Genomic DNA, 1,876 nt, shown 5'->3' on the forward strand with positions numbered 1-1,876 from the left:
GCGTGCGCCTGGCATGGGCAGGTTCTAACGGGTGAAAGTCCCGAGTGCGGGTTGATTAGCGCCAAGCACACAGCCAAGGGCAAGGGTGTCCACCGCGAGGTGGAATCTGAAGGAAGCCGGCGGCAAACTTCCGGTCTGACGGACAGAAATCACATAAGGCATGATAGGATGGGCAAGGCTGCGCTGAAAGCTGAAACCCGAAAGCTAATCCGGAATCCTATGGTGTGCATGTGGCAGATAGATGGAAGGAAAGAACCTGTTCTTACCCGGGGAGATCTCATGGACGCACGAAGGTGCGGTTGAAACAAGATTTATCATGAGAAGTCAGCAGATGTTATAGTACCGGCCGTGTGCCGGGAAGGACGAACTTTAGGAGGAGGCAGTAAATGAATGTTACAGAAACAGGAATGGAGTACAGACAACTTCGGATAGAGGACTTTTTGAAGGAAGGCCCTGCGGAACAGGAGAAGAATTCAAAAGTGTACGCCCTGGGGATGATAACTGAAAACAACGCCGACATCACATGGAAAAAGAAATTAATGGAAAGCATCCTGAGCCCCAGCAACCTGAAACGGGCAGTCAAGAAAGTAAAAAGTAACCGGGGAGCGGCCGGGGCAGACGGGATGCAAGTAGAAGAACTGGAGAGCTATTTTGAAGAGAATCAGGAGAAGCTGGTGGAGAGGATTCTTTCAGGCAGATATCATCCAAGGCCAGTCCTGCGGGTAGAGATTCCCAAGGAAGGGACAGGAAAAATGAGAAAGCTGGGAATACCGACGGTAGTGGACCGGGTCATCCAGCAGGCAATTGCCCAAAAACTGAGCCCAATCTATGAAAAACAGTTCCAGGAGACCAGTTACGGATTCCGCCCAAAGCGGAGCGCCCATGACGCAGTGAAGAAATGCCGGGAGTACATAGAGGAAGGATACGAATACGTGGTGGACATGGATTTAGAGAAGTTCTTCGATACGGTCAGCCAGAGTAAAATGGCCTCGATTCTCTCCCGGACAATCGAGGATGGGAGGGTTATCTCCCTAATCCATAAATACATGAGAGCGGGAGTGCTAGAGGGAGAAAGATACGAAAGAACAGAAACCGGTATCGCCCAAGGAGGCCCTTTAAGTCCCCTGCTGAGCAACATCATGCTGAATGAGCTGGATAAGGAACTGGAAAAGAGGAATCATAAATATGTAAGATACGCGGACGATGCGGTGATTTTCTGCAGGAGTTTAAAAAGTGCAGAAAGAACGTATGAAAAGATCGTGCCCTACATAGAGGGAAAGCTGTTTCTAAAAGTGAACCAGGAGAAAACCAAGGTATGCAGATACACAGAGATAAAGTACCTGGGGTATGGGTTCTATCATAAGGGAGGCAGAATCCGCCTGCATCCAGAGACATTGAAACGGATGAAACGAAGAATCCGGGAGCTAACGAAACGGAAAAGCCCATGGCCGGAGGAATACAGGAAAGAAAAGCTAAAGGAATACATCCGGGGGTGGGTAAACTATTTCAAGCTGGCAGATATGGGAAGCAAGCTGGACCGGATAGACAGCTGGATGCGCAGGCGAATCCGTGCAATCTATTTGAAACGCTGGAAGAAACCAAAGACCAAATATAAGATGCTGATAAAGCTGAAACTAAGCGAATCAGAAGCCAGGAAGCTGGCATACAGTTCGAAGAAAGAATGGCGAATCGCCTTCAATCAAACAATCCATCGGGCATTAGGAGTGAAGAAACTCAAAAGCCTGGGATATCCAACATTTTCTTATTATTATTCCAAAGTATGTGAAAACTAAAGAACCGCCGTATACGAGACCCGTTCGTACGGTGGTGTGAGAGGTCGGCTACCCAAATAATGGGTAGCCTCCTACTCGATGCC

General features: G+C 48.6%; 1 protein-coding gene. It reads left to right on the forward strand.

Features of this window, described 5'->3' with window-relative positions:
• Positions 1-386 precede the first annotated feature (386 nt).
• Positions 387-1,793 carry a group II intron reverse transcriptase/maturase gene (gene ltrA / locus C0033_RS26615; RefSeq protein ID WP_103230884.1) on the forward strand — a complete coding sequence of 469 codons (1,407 nt, stop codon included), beginning with the start codon at positions 387-389 and terminating at the stop codon, positions 1,791-1,793.
• The last annotated feature ends 83 nt before the right edge of the window (positions 1,794-1,876 follow it).

The sequence above is a fragment of the Clostridium sp. chh4-2 genome, assembly GCF_002899675.1.
Taxonomy (GTDB): domain Bacteria; phylum Bacillota; class Clostridia; order Lachnospirales; family Lachnospiraceae; genus CHH4-2.